Annotated in this window: 16 protein-coding genes; 3 read left to right on the top strand and 13 right to left on the bottom strand. The window is 41.2% G+C overall.

All coding sequences use genetic code 11. The features are described from left to right. The 12 genes from flgK to EU510_RS00025 form a co-directional block, all read right to left on the bottom strand. Positions 1-2,067, bottom strand: a complete 2,067-nt coding sequence (flgK, locus tag EU510_RS00080) for a flagellar hook-associated protein FlgK (RefSeq protein WP_149591738.1) — start codon at positions 2,065-2,067, stop codon at positions 1-3. A gap of 1 nt (position 2,068) precedes the next feature. Continuing rightward, positions 2,069-3,085: a flagellar assembly peptidoglycan hydrolase FlgJ gene (gene flgJ / locus EU510_RS00075; protein ID WP_149591737.1), complete on the bottom strand. Its 1,017-nt coding sequence runs from the start codon at positions 3,083-3,085 to the stop codon at positions 2,069-2,071. Positions 3,086-3,516: 431 nt separating this feature from the next. Next, positions 3,517-4,611, bottom strand: coding sequence for a flagellar basal body P-ring protein FlgI (locus EU510_RS00070; protein WP_149591736.1), 1,095 nt, complete (start codon positions 4,609-4,611; stop codon positions 3,517-3,519). An 11-nt stretch (positions 4,612-4,622) separates the two neighbouring features. Continuing rightward, positions 4,623-5,306, bottom strand: coding sequence for a flagellar basal body L-ring protein FlgH (gene flgH, locus EU510_RS00065; RefSeq protein ID WP_002959418.1), 684 nt, complete (start codon positions 5,304-5,306; stop codon positions 4,623-4,625). Between the two features lie 16 nt (positions 5,307-5,322). After that, on the bottom strand, positions 5,323-6,111 hold the full coding sequence (gene flgG / locus EU510_RS00060; RefSeq protein WP_002959420.1) for a flagellar basal-body rod protein FlgG: 789 nt from the start codon (positions 6,109-6,111) through the stop codon (positions 5,323-5,325). A gap of 21 nt (positions 6,112-6,132) precedes the next feature. After that, positions 6,133-6,876: a flagellar basal body rod protein FlgF gene (locus tag EU510_RS00055; RefSeq protein WP_149591735.1), complete on the bottom strand. Its 744-nt coding sequence runs from the start codon at positions 6,874-6,876 to the stop codon at positions 6,133-6,135. 156 nt (positions 6,877-7,032) lie between these two features. After that, positions 7,033-8,415: a flagellar hook protein FlgE gene (gene flgE / locus EU510_RS00050; protein ID WP_149591734.1), complete on the bottom strand. Its 1,383-nt coding sequence runs from the start codon at positions 8,413-8,415 to the stop codon at positions 7,033-7,035. A gap of 58 nt (positions 8,416-8,473) precedes the next feature. Next, positions 8,474-9,154, bottom strand: coding sequence for a flagellar hook assembly protein FlgD (locus EU510_RS00045; RefSeq protein ID WP_149591733.1), 681 nt, complete (start codon positions 9,152-9,154; stop codon positions 8,474-8,476). Between the two features lie 13 nt (positions 9,155-9,167). Beyond that, positions 9,168-9,599, bottom strand: coding sequence for a flagellar basal body rod protein FlgC (gene flgC, locus EU510_RS00040; protein WP_010553247.1), 432 nt, complete (start codon positions 9,597-9,599; stop codon positions 9,168-9,170). A 5-nt stretch (positions 9,600-9,604) separates the two neighbouring features. Further along, positions 9,605-10,012 carry a flagellar basal body rod protein FlgB gene (gene flgB / locus EU510_RS00035; protein WP_149591732.1) on the bottom strand — a complete coding sequence of 136 codons (408 nt, stop codon included), beginning with the start codon at positions 10,010-10,012 and terminating at the stop codon, positions 9,605-9,607. Between the two features lie 145 nt (positions 10,013-10,157). Next, positions 10,158-10,988, bottom strand: a complete 831-nt coding sequence (locus EU510_RS00030; protein WP_010553245.1) for a CheR family methyltransferase — start codon at positions 10,986-10,988, stop codon at positions 10,158-10,160. A 17-nt stretch (positions 10,989-11,005) separates the two neighbouring features. Next, on the bottom strand, positions 11,006-11,941 hold the full coding sequence (locus EU510_RS00025; protein ID WP_149591731.1) for a chemotaxis protein CheV: 936 nt from the start codon (positions 11,939-11,941) through the stop codon (positions 11,006-11,008). Positions 11,942-12,081: 140 nt separating this feature from the next. Between EU510_RS00025 and flgA the strand changes: the two genes are divergently transcribed. The 3 genes from flgA to flgN all read left to right on the top strand — a co-directional run bounded on the left by flgA (position 12,082) and on the right by flgN (position 13,610). After that, positions 12,082-12,789 carry a flagellar basal body P-ring formation chaperone FlgA gene (gene flgA / locus EU510_RS00020; protein ID WP_149591730.1) on the top strand — a complete coding sequence of 236 codons (708 nt, stop codon included), beginning with the start codon at positions 12,082-12,084 and terminating at the stop codon, positions 12,787-12,789. Between the two features lie 76 nt (positions 12,790-12,865). Beyond that, on the top strand, positions 12,866-13,186 hold the full coding sequence (gene flgM, locus EU510_RS00015; RefSeq protein WP_024606233.1) for a flagellar biosynthesis anti-sigma factor FlgM: 321 nt from the start codon (positions 12,866-12,868) through the stop codon (positions 13,184-13,186). Next, entirely contained in the window at positions 13,179-13,610 is a 432-nt protein-coding gene (gene flgN, locus EU510_RS00010; protein ID WP_149591729.1) for a flagellar protein FlgN, read from the top strand. Before flgM ends, flgN begins: the two co-directional genes overlap by 8 nt. Before the next feature lie 223 nt (positions 13,611-13,833). On the opposite strand, the gene EU510_RS00005 is transcribed toward flgN, so the two are convergent. Beyond that, positions 13,834-20,959, bottom strand: a 7,126-nt coding sequence (locus EU510_RS00005) for an Ig-like domain-containing protein (RefSeq protein ID WP_188085379.1), incomplete at its 5' end; no start/stop codon positions are given.

Below are 20,959 nucleotides of genomic sequence, written 5' to 3'. Positions count from 1 at the left end.
TTACCTCGCCGCATTTAATAAGGTGTCAAAAGTTTCTTGAGCTGCTGCTAAAACTTGTGCTGATGCTGAATATGATTGTTGAAAACGCAGTAAATTTGCGGCCTCTTCATCTAGGTTTACTCCAGATAGTGATTCATACCATGCCTCAGATTGCTGTGCTAGAGCGTCAAATGCAGCCCCACTTGTGATTGCTTGGCCAGTTACAACACCTATATCACTCACTAATCCTGAATAAGCTTGGTTAAAGGTTTTATGGTTGTCGGCCGTTGCTGTTGTTTCTACATTTAAGCGTACTAACTCGCCATTCTGTAAGTCAGCTAATTTTAAACCATTACGGTTATCATCAAAGCCGCCTTCGTTAAACTCAAGTGTAAAGGTGTCGCCTGTTGCTGGTGTACCTTCTATATCAAAGTCAAAACCATAATCGCTGTATGGCGTTCCTGCTTGAGATAAAACATTATTACCTGGCGGTGGAATAATAATTGTTGTTGCCGTATTATTTTCATCAGAAATTTGATATTCGTTTGCAGTGCCTGTTTTAACTAGGGTAATAACGCCATTGGTCAAACCGGGAGCTGTGCTAAAACCACCCGATGTTACACTTGTAACTTCTCCTGCTGAAATAGTAGCGGTACCGGTATTATCTATACTGTTAGCTGTACGAATAGGGGATGCGAGTGCTAGGTCTTCTGCGCGCCCTGTTGCAAGTGTGATACTTGAAGCGGAATCTGAATTAAGCTTTATTTGAAATTGATCACCCACGTTACCTGTTTTGCTTGTATCTATATTTAATTGGAGTCCGAAGGAGTCTTTTACCGTTGCTAACACTTCTGGTGTTGTAGCTGTTGCCGCTTGATATGGGACTGCATTTCGAATATCGTCTGCATTTATGATCCCATCAGCTGGGATATCTGCAACTGATGGATCACCTAGCGGCTCGCCTTTATTATCTACTGGTTGAATAGAAACCGATGTCGCACTGGTATAAGTAATAATAAAATCACTGGCAGGTAATTCACTGCCTTTACCGGGCTCTACCGTGGCAGTCATACCGGCAGTACCTGTGTTAGCTTGATACGCATAAGCGCCAACGGTAGGAATATTAAAAATATTACCACCTAGCTGACCTGTTGCATCCATACCCAATTTGTTTTGTTCGTTAAATGCATCAGCTATCGCTAAACCCATTTGACCAATTTGGTTTTGCGCAGGGACTAATATGTCATCTCTAAAAGCAAGTAAGCCGCCAATTTTGCCTTTAAGTTTACTTGCATCAACTTCAAGCGGCACAGCTTTGCCACCATTAACGTCAAGCGTGAATTCTTTAAAATTAGGATCAGGATCCCCTGTCATCGAAAATAAGTTAAATGCGCCATTTTGCATAACCACCGCTTCGCCAGTGCCCATAAAAACGAGTTTTTCGCCATTTGGACCATCAAGCGTTTCTATGTCTATCAGCTCTGATAAGTCGCGTATTGCTTTATCGCGTTCGTTATAGGTAGAGCTGGCATCTGCGGCGTTATTAGTGCCATTAACTGCTGCAATATCTTGATTTAGCGTACTAATACTTTGAATGAGTGAGTTTGCTTCATCTGAAAATATTTCGAGCTGCTCGTTTACTATACTTTTTTGATCAAGCACGATGCCCGAAAGCCTATCCATTTGATCAATTAAGCTTTGCGCATCTGTCATTACTAATGAGCGAGCAACAGTAGAGGAAGGCTGATTTAGCGCCTCTTGCACGTTATTAAATAAAGAGTTAATACCAGTCGAAAGGTTGTTCGACTCTTCAGAAAAAATAGTATCAACCCGATTAGCCTCAGTAATAAACTGATCGAAAAACGATTTATTAGAGGTATCACGATTTAGCTGTGACTGAGCAAACTCGTTTAATAATCGGTATGTTTCGCCTCGCCCCACCTGGTTATCAACCATAGTGGTAAACTCTGTACGCTCACGCACATAGCCTTCGGTATTTACATTGGCGATATTTTTACTTGTCGTTTGCAGTAGCTCCGAGCTTGCTCTAACCCCAGAACTGGCAATATTTAATAAATTAAACGACATGTTACTCTACTCCTTGGCGGATCACGTTTGCCGCAATGTCTTTTAGCTCGCTGCTATTGAGCACTTTTTTTATTTTGCTGGCATAATTTGGATCGGTTGCATAACCTGCTTTTTGTAATGAATCTAAAAAGTCGTTTGGTTTAGCTGTATTTTGTAATGCTTCTTTGTAGCGTGGGTTTTGCGTTAAAAAATCAACGAAGTCGTTCACGCTGTCTTTAATTGAATCGTAGGCTCTAAAGCTGGCTTGTTTTTTAACGGGTGTGCCTTGTTCAAACTCAAGCGTTACTTTGCTTGCTTTATCGCCTTCCCAGCTTTTATCTGACTTAATATTAAACAAGTTATTTGAGCTGCCACCGTCACTTTTATTAATAATGTGCTTACCCCAACCGGTTTCAAGTGCCGCTTGTGCAACCATTACCGCAGGATTTAAACCAATTTTTTGCGCTGCAGTTTTAGCGTGTTCCCACACTGAACTTACAAACTCTTCTGCATTTTTAAATGTTGGGCTATCGGTTTTAGACTCTGTAGTATTAACCTTAGGCTCAGCAATATCGGCTTTAGTGTTATTAACAATAAGATCGGGTTGCTTATTTTTTTGCTCATGAGGGAGAACGGAACCGACTTGCGTATTGCTAAAAATATCGTTGGTTGTTCTAAGCACCGAGCCTGGCATAAAGTTTTTAGACTCAGGCGATAACTGCTGAACAATTAAATCGGCAAGGCCTAACGAGCCATTTGATGAAAGCTCTGTTGAAAGTTGCTGATCGTGCATTTCTTCAAAAAACTTTACGCCACTTGAATTAAATGGACTGTCTTTATCTTCAAACGCTTCGTTAGCTTTGCGCATTCCTTTGAGCAGCATTTGCGTAAAAATAGCTTCAAATTGTGCGGCCGCTTTTTTGAGCGCAGCTTTAGAGGCATCAGTTGATGCATTCCCACTGGTTAAGGCTTCTTTACGAAGTGAATCTAAATTGCCTAAATCAAAAAAGTTTTGTTTATCGAGGTGATTAGTTTCCATCGGCTTTTTGACACAAAGTGAATAATGCAGTTAAAAATGCAAAAATTGAGCCACTACCGATAAAACGAGGAAGATAAAAATAACAAACTTAAGTTGCTGTAAATAAAAAGCCCTAATTTCAAAACATAGGGCTAGGGCGTGTTGATCTTTGGTGGGTGAATTTGCAGCAGTATGTTTGGTTTTTAGGCAAGGCAGAGCCTATGTAGTGTGGTTGTTCCCCATGAATAGGCGATAACGCAGCATAAATACCAAACATGCGCTGCCCTTTGGGTTCTTTCTAGGGACGATTAACTCTTTGTTGCTCGGTTTTTACTTAGCCCACTAGGTTACAAACCTCGCGCCGCGATTTAATCGCCCCTAGATTGAACAAATTTCAATCCACAAAGATCAACACGCCCTAAAGTAGTACGTTATTTATTGGCTTGGGTTATTTATATAACAACTAATTGTCCGTTAATTGCGCCGGCTTCTTTTAGTGCTTCTAAAATAGCCATTAAGTCACCAGGTGCTGCGCCTACTTCGTTAATTGCGCGAACTAAATCGTCAAGGCTTACACCTGGGTTAAATACAAAGGCGCGCGAGTCATCTTGGTTTACATCAATAATACTTTGCTGGGTAACAACGGTTTCACCGTTTGCTAGCGGATTTGGTTGCGACACATTTTGTTGTTCTGCAATTGTTACGGTTAAGCCACCATGCGTAATAGCAGCTGGCTGAAGCTTAACGTTCTTGCCAATTACAATTGTACCGGTGCGCGAGTTAACGATAATTTTAGCAGCCATGTCAGCTGGCTTAAATTCTAAGTTCTCGAGTGTTGATAAGTACGATACACGCTGGGATGCATCGCGTGGTGCTATAACACGAATGGAAACTGAATCAATTGCTTGTGCGCTATTTGGGCCAACTAAGTCATTAATTGTTTTTTCTAGGCGTTTTGCCGTTGTAAAGTCTGGGCGGTTTAAGTTGAAGGTAATGTAATCACCTTGCATAAATGGGCTTTCTACTGCACGTTCGACTGTTGCACCATTAGGTATACGACCAACGGTAGGGGTATTAATTACAACCTTACTACCATCAAGACCTTGTGCGCCTAAGCCACCGACAATTAAGCTACCTTGTGCAATAGCGTACACGTTACCATCTACACCCTTTAAAAAAGTTTGTAGTAAAGTACCGCCACGTAAGCTGCCTGCACTACCAATAGAAGAGACCGTAATATCGATTGCTTGCCCAGGCTTTCTAAATGCAGGTAGTTCTGCATGCACCGCCACAGCGGCAACATTTTTAATTTTAGGACTTTGAGTTGAAGGTAGCGTAATACCAAAGCTGTTCAACATGCCTCTAAAACTTTGTTGTGTATATGAGTTTTGCTCGCCAGTACCTGGTAAACCAACCACTAAGCCATAACCGACTAATTGGTTAGAGCGCACGCCTTCAACCATAGACACATCTTTTATGCGCTCGGCACTGGCAGTAAACTGCCAACCTAATAACACAACTAAACATAAAGCTTTAAAGCTATTCATGTTGTTACCCTCTAAAATGGAAACAGCGAACTGCTAAAGAAACGTGTAAGCCAACCAGGACTTTGCGCTTCTTGCGTTTGCCCTTTACCTGAGTATTGAATACGTGCATTAGCAATACGGTTTGATTCTACTGTGTTATCGGCGCTAACGTCTTGAGGGCGTACTAGCCCTTCTAAACGAATAAACTCTTCGCCAGTATTAAGCGTTAGCCATTTTTCGCCGCGAATAACTAAGTTACCATTAGGTAAAACGCGCATCACATTAACCGAAATATCGCCCACTAAGCTGTTTGACTGGTTTGATTTTGAATCGCCCGTAAATGACGAATCGCTACCAATACCAAACTGAATGCTATCGCCACCTATATTTACAGGTAGGCCACCTAATCCAATCACTGGGTCTAAGCTTGCGTCAGTTTCTTTGTCTGTTTCTGTTTTAGCAGCTTTTGTTGCTTGAGTAGACTCTTGCAATTTAACCGTAATTATATCGCCAGTACGTAGCGCTTTTTTATCAGAATATAAGTCGTTTGATGTATGAGTATTAAACAATGAACCTGTGGCTACCAGCGGCTCTAAAATAGGCTCGGGGTACATAGGTGCGTAGTAAGGGTCATCCTGCACTACCTCACTATTTTGCGTAGACATACAGCCACTTAAAAATAATGTGCCCGCTGCAAATAAAATAATATTACGCATAATTCCCCCTACTCTATTAAAGCTGTTGATTGATATAACTCATCATTTCGTCAACGGCCGAAATTACTTTTGAGTTCATTTCGTAAATACGCTGAGTTTCGATTAGATTTACTAGCTCTTCAGTTACATTTACGTTTGATGTTTCGAGTGAGCCTTGAATAATGCTACCTAATCCTTCAACACCCGGGTTACCTTGTACCGGCGCACCACTTACAGCGGTTTCGGTATAAAGGTTTTGACCAATTGGCTCAAGGCCCGATGGATTAATAAAGTCACTAATAGTCAGCTGACCAATGACTACGTTATCGGCTTGGCCTGCAACACGTACAGATACTTCGCCATCTTGCGACACCGTAATTGATTGCGCGTCATCTGGCACATTCATTTCTGGCTGAATCACATAACCTGCGCCCGATGTTACAATTCGTCCATCGCCATCGGTAGTAAACTGGCCGTTGCGCGAGTAAGCAATATTGCCATCTGGTTGCAGTACTTCAAAAAAACCTTCGCCAGAAATCATCCAATCTAGTGAGTTTTCAGTGGTTAACATGTTGCCTTGCGTAAACTCTTTTTGGTTAGCTACAACTTTAGCACCCGCACCTAACATTAGGCCTGAGGGCATTTCGGTATCTTGCGATGAACGACCACCCGGTTGATTAATATTTTGATAAAGTAAATCTTCAAATATAGCGCGGCTTTTTTTGTAACCTACGGTACTCGCATTCGCTAAGTTATTTGAGATAACCGATATATCGGTTTGTTGAGCGTCTAGCCCCGTTTTACTGATCCACAATGCTGGATTCATAATCGTGTCCTCACTTTAAAGTTAAACTATGCGTAATAACTGATCTTGACGCTCGTCAATTTCTTCAGCTGTTTTCATTAATTTCACTTGTAATTCAAATTGGCGCTGGTGGCTTATCATGTCAACCATTTCGTGAACCGGATTCACATTCGACATTTCAAGCGAACCACTTAAAACTTTTACATTGGCAGAGGTATCTACTGTTACATTTGCTTTTGGTCTAAATAAACCGTCGTTACCTTTTTCGAGCTGTGAGCTATTTGCTTCTACCACTCTAAGCGTATCGATTTCTTCTAAAAAATTAGCGGGAGCGCCTTGTGGTCGAACTTGAATAGCGCCATCTTGGCTAAACCCTATTTTTTCGACCGGGACAGGTAAAATAACAGGGCCGCCTTCGCCAATTACTTGACGACCACCGCTCGTTACTAACATGCCTTGCGCAGTAATATTGAGCGTACCTACTTTGGTATAAGCTTCGTTGCCTGAGGCATCTTGCACGGCAAGCCACGCGTTATCGCTCATTGCAATATCTAAATCGCGCCCGGTTTGAACAATGCCACCCGATACCATGTTAGAACCCGGACGCTCTTGCATTGCAAATACACGTGTAGGCAAACCTTCGCCAAACGCTTGCATAGAACGCGCCTGTGCAAAGTCGGCTTTAAAACCTGTTGTATTTGCATTCGCCAAATTATTGGCTTTAAGCGCAAGCCCCTGCAGGCTTTGCTTAGCGCCAGAGGCCGCAATGTAGACCATTTTGTCCATAGTATCGACTCACATAAAAAACTATGAACTTACAAATGCAAAATAGATGCCAGATTAAATTTGACGCAACATTGAGAGGTATTTAGAAGAGCTTGCAAAGAGGGCTTATAAAAAAGGCTGCAAAAATGCAGCCTAATATATTCAATTGAGTGTAACTTATCGAATCTGCAAAATACTCTGCTGAATTGTTGAGTTAACTTCAAGCGCACGTGAGTTTGCTTGGTAATTACGCTGTGCAGTAATTAAGTCTACTAGTTCAGTAGTTAAATTGGTGTTTGATTGCTCAAGTGCAGATGAATTTATTGATCCTAAAGTACCCGATCCTGGCTCACCTGCAATAGGCTCACCCGATGTTAAGCTTTTTTTCCACGCAGTATCGCCGACTTGCTGTAAACCTTGCGAGTTTGAGAAGCGCACCATAGCTACCTGGCCTAAAAATGATGTATCACCATTACTGTATGACGCTACAATTTTACCATCAGTACCAATATCAATGCCGGCTAAACGGCCAACCGTTGCTCCATCTTGCTCAAGCGCTTTTACCTCAAAATTACTAGCATATTGAGTAGGCACTTTATTTGCTGTACCAGTTTCATCACGCCAATTAACTTCGATATCTGCAGGAAAGCTTGCACCATTCGTTAATAAATCAGAAAGGCCTGCTGTACCGGAGGCTGCATCACCTCCAATTATCGAAATAGGTTTAAAAGTATTCGCTACATTATCTTCAGCTGGATCACCTGTTGTTGACGGTACGCCACTCGAGTCAAAGCCTAGGGTTGTTAAAGGTACATAAGGCGTACTCCCATCTTGAAGCACGCCATCCTCTCCAAAACTATCACCATCAAGGGTAGTATAAACATCCCATTTATTTGCGTCAGTCGCAGTTGCGGTATCATCACGTTTTACAAAAAATAACTGTAAAACATGTGGCTCACCTAATGAGTCATAAACTGTAGTTGATGTTGATGAATTATAAGTAGCACTTTCATCTGGATTAAATGGAAGCGTTGGTGACTCAACTCGCGAATCTAAATTGAATGAGCTATACACACTTGTTGTTGCACGCGGAGAGCCTGATGAATCAGGAATTTGCAAAGCTGATGAAGTGCTTAGGCTTACTGATGTTGTATTACCTGTTGCTTCGTCAACAGGGAAACCTTGTAAAAAATTACCTTTAGCATCAACTATGAAATTATCTTGGTTTAATTTAAATGCACCTGCTCGTGTGTATGTTAAGTCTTGCGAAGATAAGTCATCTGTCATCGCGAAGTAACCTTCACCAGTAATCGCTAAATCAAGCGAATTATTAGTGAATTGTAATGACCCTTGGTGAAACTGTTGTGCAACCATTGTCGCTTGTACACCGTCACCATTTTTAGTTTTACCAGAGCTAAATACTGATGAAGCGTACACATCAGCAAACTCAGCGCGTGACTCTTTAAAACCTGTTGTATTTACGTTTGCAATATTATTTGCAGTTACGTCTAAATCTTTTTGTGCGGCAGCTAGGCCGGTTAATGCAATATTGAAGCTCATAATTCACCTCTAACCTGTTAGTCTGTGGCCTGCTGGCAGGCAAGAAATATTAAATTTATTACGCGATCTCTGCAATGTCGGTTAATCTAACCGCACCTTCTTTAGTGTTAACAATGATGCCGCTTGATCCGTTAATGTTTACACTTTCAATATTTTTGAAAGTTGCAATAGGCAAGCTAGAAAACTGACCATTTGTACTACCTTGTGCCGATAACGTGTATTCCCCTTCAGGTAAACGCTCACCGCTTTCATTATTGCCATCCCAGGCGAAGCGAACAGCGCCCGCAGGCTGAGAACCCATATCAATTGTTCTCACTAGCTGTCCTGAAGCATCAGTTACACTAAGTGTTAAACTTTCAACTGCACTTTCAGCAACGATAGACCCTTTAGCATCACCTGATTCATTTAAATCAACAGTATTTGACTCTAGTAAAGCCTGCTTGCCAACAAGCGTTGAAGCTTGCAGGGCTGAGTTTGATGTCATCGAAGTAGCCAACGTATCAAAATTTGAATTCAAATCGCTAATACCCTGCGCCATCGTAAAGCTAGTCATTTGAGCAATCATTTGATCATTATCCGCAGGATTACTGGGATCTTGATACGATAATTGCTGAGTTAACAAAGAAAAAAAGTCTTCTTGCGTTAACGCATCGCTTTCACCATCGCTGGTCGCTACTTGCGATTCTTGCCAACGCAAAGAGTCTAAATAGGATGAAGATGTACTAATATCGTTACTCATAACCTACCCTCGGTTACCGCTGCCCTAGCAACAGTGTTTTACTTAGCATTTGCTTTGCTGCATCAGCAACTTGCACGTTTGTCTGGTAAGAACGAGAGGCAGAAATCATGTTTGCCATCTCCTCTACAACATTAACGTTGGGTTTATAGATATAGCCATTTTCATCCGCACTTGGATGATTTGGGTTATATTCAATTTGTAATGGTGCATCGCTTTCAACAATGCCCAAAACTTTAACACCAACTGCGGAGCCCTGTTGATTACTTGCTGATGCTGAAGCTTTTGTTAGCTCAGCAGCAAATACAGGTTGGCGCGCTCGGTACGTTTTGTCTTGAGATGAACTAATGGTATTAGCATTAGAAATATTACTAGCTGTAGTATTTAAGCGAACGTTTTGTGCGCTCATACCCGAACCTGCAATATCGAAAACATTATATAAACTCATAATTTTTATCCTTGACTACCGAGAGCTTTATTCAGGCCTTTAAATTTGCCGCTTAAAAATTGCAAGCTGGCCTGATACTCCATAGCATTCTGTGTATACAAGTTTCGTTCCACTTGTATATCAACCGAGTTACCATCACCCGTATCTGATTGATTTGGCATACGAAATGATTCTGAACTGCCCATACTATGAGTACCTCCACCAATGTGTTTATCATTAGTTCTTACCATAGTATTGCCGCTTTGCTGGGTTGACCTTGCCGCTTTTAAAGCAGAGGCAAAGTCTATATCTTTTGCTTTATAGCCAGGCGTATCAGCGTTAGCTATATTAGTCGCAATTAATTCTGCTCGCTGTGAACGGATCAACATGGCTTGCGGATGCACACCTAATGCTTTATCAAAACTGATAGCCATAACCTTCTCCAAAAAATTGACTTACCCATTAATAAAGCAAAAAATAAGCCATTAATGTTAGGGCATGCTACATTTTTATAAGGTCATGTATCTAAATAGAAAAACGACGCTGAGTGCGTCGTTTTAGGGAAGGGAGTTAACTTAATTATTTCTTTTGGTAAATTATACCCGGGTTGCATCTAACCATATCGAACTCAGTACTTAAGCCAGTCAAAGACTCTGATGCACCTAAAAACAAGTACCCTTTTGGATTTAACGCTTGTGCAAACTGATTAATAATTTTAGCTTTTATTTCAGGTGCAAAGTAAATAAGTACATTACGGCAAAAAATAATATCAAACTTGCCCATTAACGCGTACGAATCAAGCAAATTTAAATGCCTAAAACTAACTTGTTTTTTTATTGTATCGTTTACTTGTGCCATACCGTTGCCGCTATCTTTAAAAAACTTTTTACGGCGTTCTGCCGATAAGCCTCTGGCAAGTGCAAGCGCGTCGTACTCTGCATTTTTACACATATCGAGCATGGTATTAGATATATCTGTACCAATAATTTGCGCGCCCATACGAAGTACGCCAGGTTGCTTAGCTTGAAACTCGGCAACCGACATAGCTATCGAGTAGGGTTCTTGCCCTGAGGAGCTGGCAGCAGACCAAATTTTTAATGGTCTTCTTAACTCTTTAAATTCAGGAAATAATTTATTTTGAAGTAATTCAAATGGGTATTGATCTCTAAACCATAACGTTTCGTTTGTGGTCATTGCATCAACAACAGCGGCTCTTAATTGCCGCTCATGAAGGCCAAGTGTTTTACTTACTAATTGTGATAAAGATTCCACATTAAATCGAGCCATGAGTGGAGCAAGTCGACTTTTAACTAAGTATTGCTTATTTTCACCTAAAACAATACCGCATTGCTGCTCTAAAAACGAACGAAACTGGTCGTATTCACTTTGCTGCAAATCTTTATTATTCAAATCAATAACACCTATTTTTATTGGTCACTATTAACCCATTTTTTAACCGCAGTTGCTAACTCATCAGGGTTAAATTTGGCGATAAAGTCGTCAGCACCTACTTTTTCTATCATCGCTTGGTTAAACACACCACTCAATGATGTATGTAAAATAACATGTAATGGTGCAAGCTTAGGATCTGCTTTTATTTCGGCTGTTAATGTATAACCGTCCATTTCTGGCATTTCAACATCAGAAATAAGTAATGCTACTCGTTCAGTAATGTCGTTTTTACAATCAAGCTCTGCTATTTCTTTAAGCCTAATTAAAGCTTCTTTACCATTTTTAGCAAGCTCTGTTTGCACACCTAGCGGTTCTAAAGCACGTTTAACTTGATTACGCGCAACAGCGGAGTCGTCTGCAATAAATACGATACGCTCGCCTAAGTCTTTTTGAATGTCGCCACTTTGTGCAACTTCAGCACTTACTTCTGTATTTACTGGGCAAATTTCGTTGAGAATTTTTTCTACGTCTAAAATTTCTACTAATTCATTTTCGATTTCGGTCACTGCTGTTAAATATGAATAACGCCCAGCACCTGATGGCGGTGGCATTATTTTTTCCCAATTCATATTTACAATACGCTCCACGCCACCAACTAAAAAGCCCTGAACAGAGCGATTGTATTCGGCAATGATAATAAAGCTGTCTTTAATATTTTCTATTGGCCGCCCACCTACAGCCATTGATAAATCAATTACTGAGATAGTTTGACCACGAATATGAGCAACACCACGAATATAAGCATTCGATTTTGGCATGCTTGTAAGTGGAGGACATTGCAATACTTCTCTCACTTTAAATACATTAATGCCAAAACGCTGACGCCCTCTGAGCTTAAATAAAAGTAATTCTAGGCGGTTCTGCCCAACCAACTGTGTGCGTTGGTTTACTGAGTCTAAAATGCCTGCCATTCAAATCTCCTAAAGAAAACAAATAATGCGGAACGATAATTGCTTTCTATTAATAAAGCTACATAACATCGCGGGAGCGTCTACTTTTTGACGCAAAATATTTATACCCTGTTTGAAACCATAAGCATAGTCGAAACATTATGAGTTTGTTAAAAAAAGTCAGAAGATACAGTGTTTTTTATTTTGTTGCTAGCCTCTGCTTTGCATTACCTTTGAAGGCCAAAGTATTTAGCAAAGATTTATTACAAGAGATGGCTGTTGCTTATATAACTGAGCAGATTGGTACATTAAAAAATACTAATATGCAATTAAGTGCACTGCCTTTAGACAGTCGTATTCCTGATCGTATTTGTAATTCTGACCTTGAATTATCAACTTCCGATGAACCACCATTTAACCGCCAAGTGACTTTACAAGCTAAATGTAATGATGCTCAAACATGGGCTCAATATGTTCATGTAAGAGTTGTTGAAATGGCGCCCGTTGTTGTAGCAATTGCTAACTTAGCTCGTGGTGAGGTGATAACTAAATCGCATTTGAGTGTTGAAATGAAACCAACTCACTTTGTAAGGGTGCAATATTTAGATGATCCCACAATTTTAATAGGTAGCAGAAGTAAACGAAACATTAGAAGCGGGATGCCCGTTTTACTAAACCAAATTTGTATGGTTTGTAAGGGGGATTCTGTTAATATTTACGCAAACCTCAGAGGCCTTAGAATTAAAACAACAGGTATTGCTTTAGAAGACGGTACTTTGGGGGATCAAATACAAATTAAAAACAAAAAATCAGGTAAAATTTTAAATGCACGAGTAGATGGTGTAGAGTCTGTTCAAGTAAATATTTAATTTAGATTTATACTAAAGTATCCTACGTATATGCCGATAACTTGGCATAAGTTGGGCAATATACAGGTTTATTATTATGGTTAGTCAAGTTAATGGTAGTAATCAACAAGCTAATGCGTTAACAAATGCAAAGCAGCAACAAGTTGATTTAAAAAAAGATAACGCAAATACACAAGCTGCTCAGGCCCCTTCGCCTAAAGCTGCAAGTGATTCTGTAAGTTTAACGCCGCAAGCGCAGCAATTAAAAACGCTTCAAGATAAAGCACAGCAATCGCCTGGCTTTGACAGCGATAAAGTTGCTGAGCTAAAAAAAGCAATAACTGAAGGTAAATACCAAGTGGACAGTGAAAAGCTTGCTAAAAACTTAGCTGATTTTGAGTTTAACGTGTATGGCTGATCATAATAGTTTAATTAGCGTAAAGCTAAACCAACAAGTAAGTTGTTTAGACTCTTTACACACGCTATTAAACGATGAGCTTACTGCTATTGCCTCACGACGTGGTGCTGGTTTAAAAGAAATTGCCCAACAAAAAATGTCTTTTCTAGCTAAGCTAACGAAACTCGACAAAGAGTTAAATAAACTTTTTATAGCTAATGATGAAAACTCAGCAGAAGTTAATGAGCTTGTCTCTACAGTTAAATCTCAACTAGCCCAATGTCAGAAACTCAATAAAGTTAATTCTCACGCAGCTCGCCAAGCTCACTTAAGCATTAAACAGCTTAAAGAGATTTTAATTGGTGCTCCAACAAGTATAACTTACGACCAAGGCGGCAGTGTTGTTCAGGGTAATAGTAAAATTGTTCATAATTTAAAAGCATAGCTAGTTTCAAGTTTCTCAAAGCAAATTTTTTAGCAACTTGTCTTGCCAAACTTCATTATTTACCAAAACCTTACGTTGCATCTCTAAACTCAAGCAATTAATCAGAGCTTAAATCCTTTTCTGTTTATTTATAAATTATGAAGATTTGTCACAAGAAAAAGTGATCTATATAGAAAAGCGCGAAATCGATTTCGCGCTTTTAAACCTCCCGAGGCTAACTCACTTACATATCAATCTGGTTATTACCGCTTTCGATTAAACTCTTAATCAACTCCTCAGATTGAATTTGCACATCTGCCGCAGGCTCTGCATTAAACACCTGTTGTTGATCAAACGCCAAGCTTTGCTGTTCACTATTCTCAACGAGAGCTAATAGTTTCTCTCCCTCATCATCACTTAATACATCCTCAATAGTTAAACTAACTTCATTGTTAGCTGTTGGCTCATTCGTGGTAGCAGCAATGATGTTGCTTAAATCAACACTCTCACCCAACAAAGAATCACCCAATTGTTGACCTTCCTCGTTAACAAGCGTATTTGGTTCATTACTTACAAGTAAATCAGCCATTGCAATTTCATTATCAACCGATTCTGGTGCTGCCTCAGAGTCATACTCCTCATACATGATAAGATTTTGATTTTCATCTATAACAATTAAATGACCATCTTCAATGGTAGCAAAATAAAGACTGCTATCACCTAAAAGATCTAAATCAATAAGCGAGGTGTCAGACTCCCAATAACCATTGTTATCAGCTATTACAGAATATGAGTTTGTTAGTATGTCTAAATCCAGTCCAAGTGCACCTAAACTTATTAAGCCATCACCAATAACAAACACTTCAGCACCAGCTTCTGAGCTGCCATAAACTGTTGGGAGTAATAAACCTAAACCCAATAGTGATTTATTTCCTAAAACTTGGAATTCTGAATCTAGATCAGATGAAAGAGTCATGCTAGTTGAATCAGTTCCTGTATTGCCAAATTCATCTGTTAATGTGGCGGTGAAGTTATAGTTATCGTCATAGAGCAACTCCTCTGACAATTCTATAGACCATTCGCCATTTTCATCTGTTGTTGTAGTGTAGCTTTCGTAATAAAAGCCTTTTTCACCCCAAGAACTAAATGGGTTAATAACTGAAATAGTGATAGTGGTATTTCCATCACTCGACGTTCCATAAAGAGTCGGTGTCGAATCATATATGGTGGTTAAGCTATTTAAGATCTCAACTGTAGCAATAGAGTCAAGTAAAGTGGAAGATGTTGCAATACTAGTATTATCAACATCATCAGTAATCTCGACTGAGTAGCTAAACTCACCTTGTGCTAAACTCTGATTCGCTTCTACCGACCAAGTGCCGTCATTTTCGACAAACCCAGTTGCCGAATGAACAACGCCTTGTTGATCTGTAAATTGTACAGTTACCAAAGCATTAGCAGCATGACCCGAGACTGTGCCAGACACCGTAGGTGTAACGTCAAGGCTATTTGGTTGTTCGCTAATATTGATCACAGGCCCTGTATAATCAGTGGATGAAGCTGCAATGGTATTTGCCTCATTACCAGCTGTATCTGTGATAGAAGCATTTACAAAATAATCTCCTTCAGCTAACGCTTGTGATGCTGATACCTCCCAATTACCTTCATTATCAACATTGGTTTGCACTGAGTGGTCGACTAAAGCCGCATCTAAAAATGTGAGTATGATTAGCGTACCAGCATCTGCATTTGATGAGCCTGAAATCAAGGGGGTATTATCATTTGTTGCAGCAAGCTCATTGATTACAATACTTGGCGCTGTAATATCTATTTCACCATTGGTGGTAACTTCATTAGATAAGCCTAACCAGCTCACCGATGCAGATACGCTAAAGTCTCCTTCACTTAAAGTGTCAGTAACATCTATTGACCAGTTACCTAATAAATCTGATGTTGTAGAGTAATTAAACTCGTTACCCAGTTCATCAGTTACCACCACAGACACAAGGCTATTAATAGCAACTGTGTTCCCAGTTATTGTAGGCATTTGGTCATTCGTCACGCCTAACGGGTCAATTGTTAAACCTGGTAAGGTAGTATTAACGGTCGCATTATCTGTAGCCGTTGTTATATTACCTGCTGCATCAGTTATACTCGCAATAATATCAATTGCCCCTTCAAGTAACGCAGTAGGCACCATTGTAGTCCAACTTCCATCACCTAATACGGCTGTACTAAACTCATACCGATTATTACCACTGTCAGTAACTACCAGGTTCACAATACTCCCAACAGCCTCATTAGTTGTACCTGAGATTGTTGGTAATAGTGTATTGATCACACCCAAATCGTTGAGTATTAGATCTGGTGCTAATGTGTCAATCACACCGTCAAGAGTTTCGCTTGTGGTGTTACCTACCTCATCTGCCATAGTTAACACAACATCGAAAGCACCGTCTGGCAGACCATCAGTTAATATACTCCAGCTTCCATCTGGCTGAATCAGCGCGGTATAATTGTGCTCAACCAAGTTGCTATCAATTACACTAACTTGTATTTCTGAACCTGCATCTTCTGTTGATGTACCGGATAAAGTCAATACATCTAAATTGCCCACTGTTAATGGCAATACATCAAATACAGGAGCAATTGTATCGACAATAAACACGAGAGTTTCACTGGTTGTATTTCCTGCATCATCGGTGATTGTTAGTTCGGCAACATGTTCGCCATCTTCTAATACACTCGCTTCCACTGACCAGTTACCCAGTGCATTGACAGTCGCATTGAGTAACTCGTCTTCCAAGCTAACTGTCACTACTGCATTAATTAAATCGCTCGTCCCTTGTATAAGAGGTGTAGCATCAGATGTTGTCTCTATAGCATTAACAGTAAGAGAAGGTGGTATCGTGTCGACCACATCAGATAAGAGTTGCGTAGTAATTAAACCTACATCGTTAACAACTGTAACAACAATATTAAACTCTCCCTCAGCTAACGCTTGGGTGACAGTAACAGCCCATTGAGAATCTCCATCAACAACAGCATTTAACGTTTGCTCTACGCCATCACCGTCCGTAATAACAACGAGCACTTCTTCGCCTGCTGCAAGATCAGTAGTACCACTGATTGTTGGTGTATTATCTCCACTATCAAAACTAAAATCAGCCGTCAATAACGCTGGAGTATTATCAACTTCTCCTGTACTGACGGTGGTTTGGTTTCCAGCTTCATCTGAAGCGCTAGCAGTTACATAAGCTAAGTTTAATAAATTTAAGCTTACCCCTAGTAATTCCCAATCACCATTAGCATCAGTTTGTACTTCATACGTAGCACCAACTAAACCACTGAGCAAATAATTTGTAACCGTAACTATTTGGTCAGCGCCCAAATCGGATGTGCCAGATAAAGTAACTAATCCACCCAATAAGTAAGACGGCACAATAGTAAGCTCTGGACCCACTGTATCAACCTCTCCACCGGTTTTACTATCAGTAGAAGTATTGCCTGCATCATCGCTAATAGTTGCACTTACACTGTAAACACCGTCAGCCAAAATATTATCAGCAGCCGCTTGCCAATCACCATTAGCATCGGTTTGAACGGTCATTTGATGAGAAGCGCCAGCAGAATCAGTAAAGGTAACAATCACATTAGTGTTGGCCTCGTTTGATGTGCCTGAAATCAGAGGTGTGTTGTCTTGTGTAAGTACTAATGAGCTTTGATCAATACTAATCTCTGGTGCGATAGTATCTATAGTCGCGCTTACAAGTGCATCACCGGTATTTCCTGCATTGTCGGTAATAAACACCTCAACAGAATAATCTCCTTGTGAAAGGCTATTACTGGCCTCAACAGTCCAAGTACCGCCAGCTTGCACAGTTGTGTTTACAGAGTGCTCGTTACCTTGTGCATCAATAAATACGACAACAACGCTATCGCCTACTGTTGCTCCAGTAACACTACCTGAAACACTTGGTGTTAAATCGATACTTCCAACAATATCGTTAATAGTTACGATTGGTGCGGTTATATCAAGCGTACCTGTTGCGCTCGTACTTACAGGGTTGCCTGCGGTATCTGTTGTTGATGCATTTACACTAAATACCCCTTCACTAAGCGCACTAGGTGCAGCAACTGACCAAGTGCCATTGGCTCCCACTGTGGCATTAACTGTTTGCTCAACCCCTAAGCTATCAGTAATTAAAATTACAACTATTGCGCCTTGCGGTGCCGTTGTTGTGCCCAAAATAGTAGGGGTTGTATCGTTTGCTGTAATAAGCGTATTGATACTAAGCGCTGGTGCTGTTAAATCGATAACACCCTCGCCCGCTGCATTACTCGTTAAGCCACCTTCAGTAACACTAGCTGAAACAGTAAATTCTCCTTCTGGGAGAATATTTGTAGCATCAACACTCCACACCCCGCCTACCACAGTTGTAGTTATAGTTTGTGAAGCGTTATTAACGTCAGTTATAACGACCGTGATCTCTGTGTTATCTGCCGCGCTACTTGTACCTGATATTGCAGGTGTTTGATCGTTCGTATCAACAATGGTGTTAATATTAATGGTAGGTGCGTTAGTATTAAGCGTTGCAGTCGCCTCTGCTGATGAAGTATTTCCTGCCGTATCAGTAATACTTGCTGAAACAGTAACTTGTCCATCAGTTAATGGGGTCGTTACATCAAGGCTCCATCCTCCGCCTGCAGCAACAGCTGTTGTATATGTGTCAGTGCTATCACCATCAGTAATTGTCACTGTAACTAAGGTGCCCTCAGCCTCGTTAGAGGACCCTGTAATTGTTGGTGTGCTGTTATTAATTGTACCTAGGGCATCAATTGTAATACTAGGCGCTTGGGTATCCACAAGACTTGACCCAGAATCAGAGCCTGTATTGCCAGCATCATCAGTAATACTTACTACAACATCGTAATTACCATCTGGTAAACTTGGTGCCGTAGTCTGCCAGTTTCCACTTGCATCAACCGTTGCTAATAGCGTGTGGGTATCACCATTACTATCTGTAATAACAATATCTACATTTGTGCCAGTAGGCTCTGTTGATGTACCACTTATAATTGGAGTATCTGTATTAAATACTGTTATATCATCAAGTACTACAACTGGGATTTGAGTATCAATAACTAAATCTATTGTTGTGTTAGTGATATTATTAGCTTCATCAGCAACATTTATTTGCGCTGTATAACTACCATCAGTAAGTGCTGTAGGAACCTCTACTTGCCAGTTACCCTCTGCACCAACTACAGCAAAGAACGTTTGTCCATCAATGTTAACTATTACATCTGCACCAATTGCATCACTGGTACCTGAAATAATTGGCGTCGTATCTGCTGTAGTATCAATAGGATTAACACTAAGGGTTGGTGCAATACTGTCTATTTCACCTTGTGCTTGCTCACTAGTTAAATTACCAACTTCATCACTTACCTCTGCAGTTACAGTGTACTGACCTTGTGATAGTTCTGTTGGTACTTCAACAGACCAACCTCCATTTGCTTGAACAATAGCCGTAAATTCTTGACTCTGCTCTGCACTATCAACAACGGTAAGTTGTATCGCTGTTCCCTCCTCCATATCAGTGACACCAGAAATTACAGGCGTAGCATCGTTCGATAAGGCATCAACAGTCACTGTGAGCGTTGGTGCTTCGCTATCAAAATCAAGCGAGTTAACAGTAACAACGTTACCAGCGGCGTCACTTGCACTGGCTGTTACATAAGCAAGACCAAGTAAGGGGACTGTTATATTTGCAACAACCCACGAGCCGTCTGCATCAGTCGTCGCAGTGTATGTAACTCCTAAAAGTCCACCTACTAAATGCTCTGTGATAGTAACCACTGACCCTTCAGGTAAATCAGATGTACCCGATAGGGAAACCAAATTACCCGTTGCAAATGCTGGAATAATTCTCAAATCTGGTGGAGTAATATCCACTTCGCCACTGTCAGTACCGGTGCCTGTGTTACCTGCGGCATCGGTGATGCTGGCGCTGACGCTATAACTCCCTTCGGCTAAATCAGTCGTTGGTGTCGCACTCCAGTTACCATTGGCATCGGTTTGTACATCAATGCTTTGAGTGGCATTTGCTGCATCAGTAAACGTCACCGTGATGGTGCTGTTTGGTGCATCACTGGTGCCTATCACTGTGGGCGTGCTGTCGTTGGTGAGTACTGGCGCATCCACGCTCACACTTGGTGCGGTGGTATCAATGGTGCCGGTGCCGGTAATCTCGGTGCTGTTACCTGCCACATCGCTAATACTTGCTTCGATGCTGTACGGCCCTTCAGCCAATGCAGTCGGTACTTCTATAGAGAAGTTGCCATCAGCATCAACCGTGGTGGTAAAGGTTTGTGTATTGCCTTGATCGTCCACAACCGTGAAGTTAATAACGGTGCCTTCAACCGCATCACTTGTTCCATTGAGTGTCGGGGTGATGTCATTACTAGAGCCTGGGCTGGTTAACTCAAGCGTTGGTGCAATGGTATCTATTTCACCTGCGCCTGTGGCGGTGGCTTCGTTGCCTGCGGCATCGCTCACACTAGCGCTCACTGTAAAGGTGCCTTCAGCTAGTACTTGCGTGGCTGCTACGCTCCATGTGCCATTAACCCCTAATGTGGTCGTTACGGTATGACTAATATTATTACTGTCGGTGATTTCAACGCTCACAGTGCTGCCTTGTGGCGCATTCGCTGTGCCAGTGATCGTAGGTGTTGTGTCATCAGTCACGGTTACATCATTCACGGCAATATTAGGAATGGTCGTATCCACTACGCCATTTTCTGTTGCTGTGCTTGTATTGCCGCTTCCATCAGTAACACTCGCTTCAACTTCATAACTGCCTTCAGCTAAGTCAACAGGGGCTTCAACACTCCAGATACCGTCTGCAACGGTTGTTTGTACCGTGTTTGTTATGTCATTACTGTCTGTGAAACTGACGGTGATAATAGTGCCATTTGCTGCACTGCTGGTACCGCTCACATTTGGCGTTGTATCATTTGTATCCATTAATGCATCAATATTAATACTCGGTGCATTGGTATCCAATGTTGCGCCTTCACTTAACGTGGTGGTGTTGCCTGCGCTATCGCTCACGCTGGCTTCAATAGTAAGCTCACCATCAGTCAGTGCGTTTGGTACATCCGCTGACCAGCTGCCATCGGCTTGCACTGTCGCGGTGAACGTTTCTGTATTCTCTGCATCCGTGACGTTAATCGTTATAACCGTGCCTGCTGGCGCGTTCGATGTCCCGCTAATTGTTGGCGTGCTGTTGTTCGTGGCGCCCACGGTATCCAGTGTCAATGTCGGTGCTAAGGTATCAAGGGTGCCTGATTGAACGGCGCCGCCG

Source organism: Pseudoalteromonas sp. FUC4 (assembly GCF_008370255.1).
Lineage (GTDB): Bacteria > Pseudomonadota > Gammaproteobacteria > Enterobacterales > Alteromonadaceae > Pseudoalteromonas.
The sequence above is the reverse complement of the archived record's forward strand: the minus strand, read 5'-3'. Positions and strand labels throughout refer to the sequence as shown.

Excerpts from the sequence above, each read along its gene's own strand:
- EU510_RS00045 (WP_149591733.1), bottom strand. The coding sequence starts at position 9,154 with ATGAGTAACGATATTAGTACATCTTCATCCTATTTAGACTCTTTGCGT.
- flgM (WP_024606233.1), top strand. The coding sequence starts at position 12,866 with ATGGTTAGTCAAGTTAATGGTAGTAATCAACAAGCTAATGCGTTAACA.
- flgA (WP_149591730.1), top strand. The coding sequence starts at position 12,082 with ATGAGTTTGTTAAAAAAAGTCAGAAGATACAGTGTTTTTTATTTTGTT.
- flgH (WP_002959418.1), bottom strand. The coding sequence starts at position 5,306 with ATGCGTAATATTATTTTATTTGCAGCGGGCACATTATTTTTAAGTGGC.
- EU510_RS00070 (WP_149591736.1), bottom strand. The coding sequence starts at position 4,611 with ATGAATAGCTTTAAAGCTTTATGTTTAGTTGTGTTATTAGGTTGGCAG.
- flgC (WP_010553247.1), bottom strand. The coding sequence starts at position 9,599 with ATGAGTTTATATAATGTTTTCGATATTGCAGGTTCGGGTATGAGCGCA.
- flgJ (WP_149591737.1), bottom strand. The coding sequence starts at position 3,085 with ATGGAAACTAATCACCTCGATAAACAAAACTTTTTTGATTTAGGCAAT.
- flgK (WP_149591738.1), bottom strand. The coding sequence starts at position 2,067 with ATGTCGTTTAATTTATTAAATATTGCCAGTTCTGGGGTTAGAGCAAGC.
- flgE (WP_149591734.1), bottom strand. The coding sequence starts at position 8,415 with ATGAGCTTCAATATTGCATTAACCGGCCTAGCTGCCGCACAAAAAGAT.
- flgG (WP_002959420.1), bottom strand. The coding sequence starts at position 6,111 with ATGAATCCAGCATTGTGGATCAGTAAAACGGGGCTAGACGCTCAACAA.
- flgB (WP_149591732.1), bottom strand. The coding sequence starts at position 10,012 with ATGGCTATCAGTTTTGATAAAGCATTAGGTGTGCATCCGCAAGCCATG.
- flgN (WP_149591729.1), top strand. The coding sequence starts at position 13,179 with ATGGCTGATCATAATAGTTTAATTAGCGTAAAGCTAAACCAACAAGTA.
- EU510_RS00025 (WP_149591731.1), bottom strand. The coding sequence starts at position 11,941 with ATGGCAGGCATTTTAGACTCAGTAAACCAACGCACACAGTTGGTTGGG.
- EU510_RS00055 (WP_149591735.1), bottom strand. The coding sequence starts at position 6,876 with ATGGACAAAATGGTCTACATTGCGGCCTCTGGCGCTAAGCAAAGCCTG.